The sequence below is a fragment of the Methylobacterium platani genome, assembly GCF_001653715.1.
Taxonomy (GTDB): Bacteria; Pseudomonadota; Alphaproteobacteria; order Rhizobiales; family Beijerinckiaceae; genus Methylobacterium; species Methylobacterium platani.
Map to the genome: position 1 here is coordinate 1 of NZ_LWHQ01000075.1, position 6,709 is coordinate 6,709.

Sequence of the window (6,709 nt, forward strand, 5' to 3'; positions counted from 1 at the left end):
GCGTATCCGGTATTAGCTCAAGTTTCCCTGAGTTATTCCGAACCGAAGGGCACGTTCCCACGTGTTACTCACCCGTCTGCCGCTGACACCACGAGGATGCCCGCTCGACTTGCATGTGTTAAGCCTGCCGCCAGCGTTCGCTCTGAGCCAGGATCAAACTCTCAAGTTGAAGAGCTGATCAAAGCTGATCACAACATAAAACGGAAGCACACAACCGATCGGCGTTTCCGCCTGATCGTGTGAGCACCGAAACGTCGGATCAGCATCATCCTACTCACGATCCAGGCCGAAACCCGGATCCGCAGGGACGACGCCGTCCACGCTTCTCTTTCTCAGATGAACTTGTCAAAGAGCCGATCGACCGGGAGCCGATCTCGACCTCCGGAGAACGAACAGCCGAACCAGGTCGCCCCGGCCCTTGCTTCATCATCTCTGGAGAAGTCCGTCGCGGCGGCCAGTTCGTCGGCGCCCCGTCGGTGAGCGGCTGTCTAAGGGTAGCCGGCTCGCCTGTCAACACGCACCGGTCCGGGGGTCGGCAGGTGCGTCCGGGCGCATGGTCCGGCGGTCCTCGCGCGCCTATGACGGGCGGCGTGGAACGGCCGCGGGAGGGATGAGGGATGAGAATGCTGGCGCTGGCGGCTCTGTTGCTCGGCCCCGGTCCGGCGGTCGCCGCGGAGACCGTCGCCGGGAAAGGGCCGGTCCTGCCGACGGTCGACTACGCCAACACGCGCTATTCCGGGCTCGACCGGATCACGCCGGAGAATGTCGGGCGGCTGACGGTGGCCTGGACCTACTCGACCGGCGTGCTGCGCGGGCACGAGGGTGCGCCGCTCGTCGTCGGCCACGTCATGTACGTGCACACGCCGTTCCCGAACACCGTCACGGCCCTCGACCTCGACCAGGACGGCAGGATCCTGTGGCGCTACGCGCCGCGCCAGGAGGCCGGCGTCGTCGCGGTGATGTGCTGCGACACGGTCCATCGCGGCCTCGCCTACCAGGACGGGCGGATCTTCCTGCAACTCGCCGATACCCGGGTCGTCGCGCTCGATGCGGCGACCGGCCGGGAGCTGTGGTCGGTGCGAAACGGCGATCCGGCCCGGGGCGAGACCAACACCGCCGCGGTGCTGCCGGTGCGCGACCGGCTCATCGTCGGCCTGTCGGGCGGTGAGTACGGCGCGCGCTGCCACGTCACCGCCTACGACCAGGCGACCGGGCGGCGGCTGTGGCGCGCCTACGCCACCGGGCCGGATGCCGAGATGCTGGTCGATCCCGACACGACGACGGAGCTCGGCCGCCCGATCGGGCGCGATTCGTCGCTGAAGAGCTGGGACGGCGAGCAGTGGAAGACCGGCGGTGGGTGCGCCTGGGGCTGGTTCTCGTACGACCCGAACTTGAATCTCGTCTATTACGGCACCGGCAATCCCTCGACCTGGAACCCGGCGCAGCGCCCGGGCGACAACCGCTGGGCGATGGCGATCGTCGCCCGCGACGCGACGACCGGCATGGCGCGCTGGGTCTACCAGATGACGCCCCACGACCAGTGGGACTATGACGGCGTCAACGAGATGATCCTGACCGAGCAGGATATCGAGGGCCGCCGGCGCCGGCTGCTGACCCATTTCGACCGCAACGGCTTCGGCTACACCCTCGACCGCGAGACCGGCGAATTGCTGGTGGCCGACAAGTTCGATCCGAGCGTGAACTGGGCCAAGCGCATCGACCTCGACCGAGCCTCGCCGGGATACGGCCGCCCGGTGGTGGACGAGCGCTACGCGCCGGGCACGACCGGCGAGGACGAGACCGTGACGGGCATCTGCCCCGGGGCGCTCGGCGCCAAGAACCAGCAGCCCGCCGCCTACTCGCCGGCGACCGGCCTGTTCTACGTGCCGACCAACCACATGTGCATGGATATCGAGCCGTTCCGCGTCACCTACACGCCGGGCCAGCCCTATGTCGGCGCGACGCTGACGCTGCATCCGCCCGCCGGCACCGACCGGACCGGCGCCTTCATCGCCTGGGACAACCTGTCGGGACGGATCAAGTGGTCGATCCCGGAGCCGTTCTCGGTCTGGTCGGGGGCGCTCGCCACCGCCGGCGGCGTGGTGTTCTACGGCACGCTCGAAGGCTACCTGAAGGCGGTCGACGCGACGACGGGGAAGGAACTCTACCGCTTCAAGACGCCGTCGGGGATCGTCGGCAACGTCACCACCTATATGCATCGCGGCCGGCAATACGTGGCGGTCCTGTCGGGCATCGGCGGCTGGGCCGGGATCGGGCTCGCCGCCGGGCTGACCGACCCGGCCGAGGGCTCGGGTGCGGTCGGGGGATATGCGGCGCTGTCGCACTATACCGCCGCGGGCGGGCAGCTCACGGTGTTCGCCCTGCCCGAGCACTGACCGGCCCGCGCTCCGCCGGAGGCCGTCACCAAGGAGGATTCTTCGATGCGGGTGCCGATCGCGCTCCTGTGGCTGCTCGCAGGCCCGGCCGCCTTCGCGCAGACGTCGCCACAGGTGCAGGCGCCGCCGCCGGCGGAAGAGCCGTCGTTCTCCGCCTGCCTGCCCGGCCTCGTCGCCCGGGCGAAGGAGCAGGGGGTGACGGCGGCGCTCGCGGAGGCGCAGCTCTCCGGCCTGGCCGCCGATCCGGACGTCGCGGCGGCGACCGGCAGGCAGGCCGAGTTCGAGAAGCCGGTCTGGGCCTATCTCGACTCGGCGGTGAGCGACGAGGCGGTGGCCGACGGCAAGGCGAAGCTCGCCTCGGAAGGCAGCCGGCCGGCGATCGAGGCGGCCTTCGGCGTCGACCGGCACGTGCTGGTGGCGATCTGGGGCATCGAGTCGGGCTACGGCCGCGTGCTCGACGACCCGCGCAAGGTGCGGCCGGTCCTGCGCTCGCTCGCCACCCTGGCCTGCGCCGGGGGGCCACGGGTCGCGACCTGGACCGGGGAACTCGTGGCGGCGCTCCGCATCCTCGATCTCGGCCGGACCACGCCGGAGCGCCTGACCGGATCCTGGGCCGGCGCGATGGGCCACACCCAGTTCATGCCGACGACGTATCTGCGCCACGGCCTCGACTTCGACGGCGACGGCCGGGCCGACATCTGGACCTCCGCGCCGGACGCCCTCGCCTCGACGGCGCAGTACCTGCGGACCTTGAGCTGGCACCCCGGCGAGGCCTGGGGCGGCGAGGTGCGGCTGCCGGAGGGCTTCGACTACCGCCTCGCCGACGAGACGACGCTGCGGCCGCTCTCGGGCTGGCGCGCGCTCGGCGTCACGCCCGCCGGCCGCGCGATCGGGGCGGATGCGGACGAGGCGCGCCTCGTGCTGCCCGCCGGGGCGAGGGGACCGGCCTTCCTGCTGCGGCCGAATTTCGCGGCCCTGCTCGGCTACAACGCCGCCTTCTCGTACGCGCTGGCGGTTGCGCATCTCGCCGACCGGCTGCGCGGCGAGCCCGGCTTCGTGCACCCCTGGCCGCGGGAGGACCGGCCGCTCGCCGCCGACGAGCGCCGGGAGATCCAGGCCGCCCTCGAGGCGAAGGGCCACCCGGTCGGCGGGGTCGACGGGCGGATCGGCCCGCGCAGCCGGGCGGCGATCCGGGCCTGGCAGGCGCAGGCCGGGCTGGTCCCGGACGGCTACGCCGATGCGGGCCTGCTGGAGCGCTTGCGAGCCGGCAACTGATTCCCCGGCAACGCACGATTCGGGGAGTCGGTACCACCGCAATCGCCGGGAAGTGCCTGTCTCCTGTGGAGAAAAGGTTGTCGACTCCTGAATCGGAGAGCCCGGGGCTTAACGCTTGACTCTCCGTCGCCCGCGCCGGCCAAACTACGCTCACGTGCTCGGATGAGGCTCGAAAGCGTAGATGTCGAAGGGTGCCGAAAGTCGAATCGCCGGGCGGAAGTGCTCTTCCGCGACGCCGTTCGATGCCGTGATCGCGGCCCATGCCGACGCCCTGACGCGCCAGCTCGAGCGGGCGGGCGAGCGGTTCAACCCGCCGTCGGCGCGGCGCGAGCTGCGGCGATTCCCGACCGGCGAGGCGGCGCGGCTGATCGGCATCACCGACGCCTACCTGCGCCAGTTGATCCTGTCGGACGAGGAGCTGGAGCCCGAGAAGGGGCCGGCGGGCCGGCGGCAATTCACCCTGGAGCAGATCAACGACGTGCGGCGGCATCTGGCGCGGACCCGGCCGGGCTACCTGCGCCATCGCCGGGCCGGCGAGCACCTGCAGGTCCTGGCGGTCACCAACGTCAAGGGCCGCTCGGGCAAGACCACCGCGGCGGCGCATCTGGCGCAGTACCTGGCCCTGCAGGGGTTCCGGGTGCTCGCCGTCGACCTCGACCCGCAGGCGGCGCTCTCCGGCCTGTTCGGCTGCCGGCCGGACCGCGATGTCGGGGCGAGCCAGACCCTCTACGGCGCGGTGCGGCGCGACGGGGCCGAGCGCCCGCTCGGGCAGATCCTGCGCCCGACCCATTTCCCCGGCATCGACCTGGTGCCCGGCCATCTCGAGCTGATGGCCTGCGAGCACGGCGCGATGCCCGAGAGCCTGGTGGGCCGCGTCGCCGAGGCGCTGGCGGCGATCCGCGACGATTACGACGTGGTGGTGATCGATTGCGCGGCCCAGCTCGGCGCGCTGACCCTCGGGGCCTTGTGCGCGGCGACCGGCATCCTGGTGACGATGCCGCCGCAGATGCCGGACCTCGCCGGCATGTCGGGCTCGCTGCGGATGACCGCGGACCTGCTCGGCGCGGTGCGCGCCGCCGGCGGCGACCTGCGGCACGACTTCCTGCGCTACCTCGTCACCCGCTACGAGCCGGATGACGGGCCGCAGACGCAGGTCGTCGGTCTGCTGCGGGCTCTCTTCGGCGAGCAGGTGATGACCCATGCGGTGCCGCTGTCGGCGGCGATCGCGGAGGCCGGCGCCTCCGGCCGCACGCTCTACGAGGCCGGCCGCGAGAGCTTCACCCGCCAGACCTACGACCGCGCGGTCGAGGCCCTCGATGCGGTGAATGCCGAGATCGCCGGCCAGATCGCGCAGGCCTGGGGCCGCGCGGCGTGAGCCTTCCTCGTCATCCCGGGGCCTTCCCCGGATGAGTGGCGGTCCGCAGGGCCGCCGTTAACCCGCCCGCGGGCGGTTCCTCAACCCGAACCTGGAAAGGATCGATCCGGCAAAAGAAAAAGGCCCCCGAAGCGACGCCCCGGAAGCCCTTCTCTTAGTGCCTGGCAGCCTGAGAGAATCAAATCCGGCACAACCTGTCAAGCGTGGCGCCGATTCGGCGAACCCTTTTCTGTTGCCTGACGACAGGCAATCCCATGTCCCTGACCCAACCGACGACGCCCTTCGGGCGGCGGCCGTTGTCGCTCGCCATGATGGCGGCGCAGGCGGCGGCGAAAGCGTGCCCGGACGAGGCCGCGAGCCACAAGTGGCGCACCTTCCGCAACCTCACCGAGGCCAAGAGCCGTCTCGGGGTGGGGGACCGGGCGCTCGCGGTGCTCTCGGCGCTGCTGAGCTTCCATCCCGAGACCGCCCTGGTGCCGGGGCCCGACCTGGTGGTGTTTCCCTCGAACCGCGAATTGTCGGTGCGGGCCCACGGGCCGTCGCCGACGACGCTGCGCCGGGCGCTCTGCCAGCTGGTCGAGGCCGGCCTGGTGATCCGGCGCGACAGTCCCAACGGCAAGCGCTACGCCCGCCGCGGCGAGGGCGGCCGCATCGAGCAGGCCTTCGGCTTCGACCTGTCGCCCCTGGTGGCGCGGGCGGGCGAGTTCGAGGCGCTCGCCGCCGAGGTACGGGCGGCCGCCCGGGCGCGGGCGCTCCTTCGCGAAGAGATCTCGCTGCTGCGGCGGGACATCGGCAAGATCGTCGCCTTCGCCCGCGAAACGGGCCTGAGCGGCACGTGGGATGCCATCGAGGCGCGGTTGCAGGGGGCCGGCGCCATGCCGCCGCGCTCGGCCGGCAACGCGGCCCTGGCCGGGATTGCCGAGGGGCTGCGGAGCTTACGCACGGAGGTGGATAAGTGCCTGGCGGAATCGATCGAATTCCGGGAATCGGACGCCAGTGAGTCCCAATCCGGCTGCCACCATCAGAGTTCAAAACCCGAGTCTTCTCAGAATCTTGAACGGGGTTTGCGGGGATACGGGGACGCCGTCGCGGCTCCTCCTGCCGAGAGCGTGGTGCCGGTGAGCCGGGCCCTGCCGCTCGGGCTGGTGCTCGAGGCCTGCCCCGACCTCCTACCTTACGCCCGTCGCGGGATCGGCAGCTGGCGGGACTTCCTCGGTGCGACCGCCGTGGCGCGGGCGAGCCTCGGGATCGCTGCGCCGGCCTGGGAGGCGGCGGTCGCGGCGATGGGCGAGGAGCAGGCGGCGGTCGTCGTCGCCGGCATCCTGCAGCGGGGAGAGGCCGTCGCCGCGCCGGGCGCCTATCTGCGCGATCTGGCCGAGAAGGCGCGGGCCGGGCGGTTCTCGCCCTGGCCGATGGTGATGGCGCTGTGGCGGGTGCGGCAGGCCGGTCCGGTCGCGGGATCGGGCGTTCCGGGACCGCTCGCCGGCGCCATGCCGCCGCTGCGGTTCAAGCCGGCCGCCTTCCATCCGTGACCAACGACCCGGCATGGGCACGGTACACGACACGATCTCCATCGCCCTGCGGTCGGCCTCGCGGCCCATCGTTGGCCGACCCCCTTTCCCGGACGACTGGAGCGTCAGCGGAAGGAGATCCGGGATCCAGC

General features: G+C 71.5%; 4 protein-coding genes and 1 rRNA gene. 4 read left to right on the forward strand and 1 reads right to left on the reverse strand.

The annotated features are described in order from the left end of the window. Positions 1-169, reverse strand: a 16S ribosomal RNA gene (locus A5481_RS28730); the annotation flags it as partial. A 448-nt stretch (positions 170-617) separates the two neighbouring features. Between A5481_RS28730 and A5481_RS28735 the strand changes: the two genes are divergently transcribed. From A5481_RS28735 to repC, 4 genes are all read left to right on the forward strand, one after another. Further along, on the forward strand, positions 618-2,396 hold the full coding sequence (locus tag A5481_RS28735) for a methanol/ethanol family PQQ-dependent dehydrogenase (protein WP_082173450.1): 1,779 nt from the start codon (positions 618-620) through the stop codon (positions 2,394-2,396). 45 nt (positions 2,397-2,441) lie between these two features. Next, entirely contained in the window at positions 2,442-3,671 is a 1,230-nt protein-coding gene (locus A5481_RS28740) for a lytic murein transglycosylase (RefSeq protein WP_053082553.1), read from the forward strand. Positions 3,672-3,852: 181 nt separating this feature from the next. After that, complete coding sequence (repA, locus tag A5481_RS28745) at positions 3,853-5,046, forward strand: plasmid partitioning protein RepA (protein ID WP_053082552.1); 1,194 nt, start codon at positions 3,853-3,855, stop codon at positions 5,044-5,046. 254 nt (positions 5,047-5,300) lie between these two features. Further along, a complete protein-coding gene (gene repC, locus A5481_RS28750) occupies positions 5,301-6,578 on the forward strand; it encodes a plasmid replication protein RepC (protein ID WP_048436455.1) in 1,278 nt (425 codons plus the stop codon). Positions 6,579-6,709 lie beyond the last annotated feature (131 nt).

Coding starts and splice junctions, on each gene's coding strand:
- A5481_RS28735 (WP_082173450.1), top strand. CDS start 618: ATGAGAATGCTGGCGCTGGCGGCTCTGTTGCTCGGCCCCGGTCCGGCG.
- A5481_RS28740 (WP_053082553.1), top strand. CDS start 2,442: ATGCGGGTGCCGATCGCGCTCCTGTGGCTGCTCGCAGGCCCGGCCGCC.
- repA (WP_053082552.1), top strand. CDS start 3,853: ATGTCGAAGGGTGCCGAAAGTCGAATCGCCGGGCGGAAGTGCTCTTCC.
- repC (WP_048436455.1), top strand. CDS start 5,301: ATGTCCCTGACCCAACCGACGACGCCCTTCGGGCGGCGGCCGTTGTCG.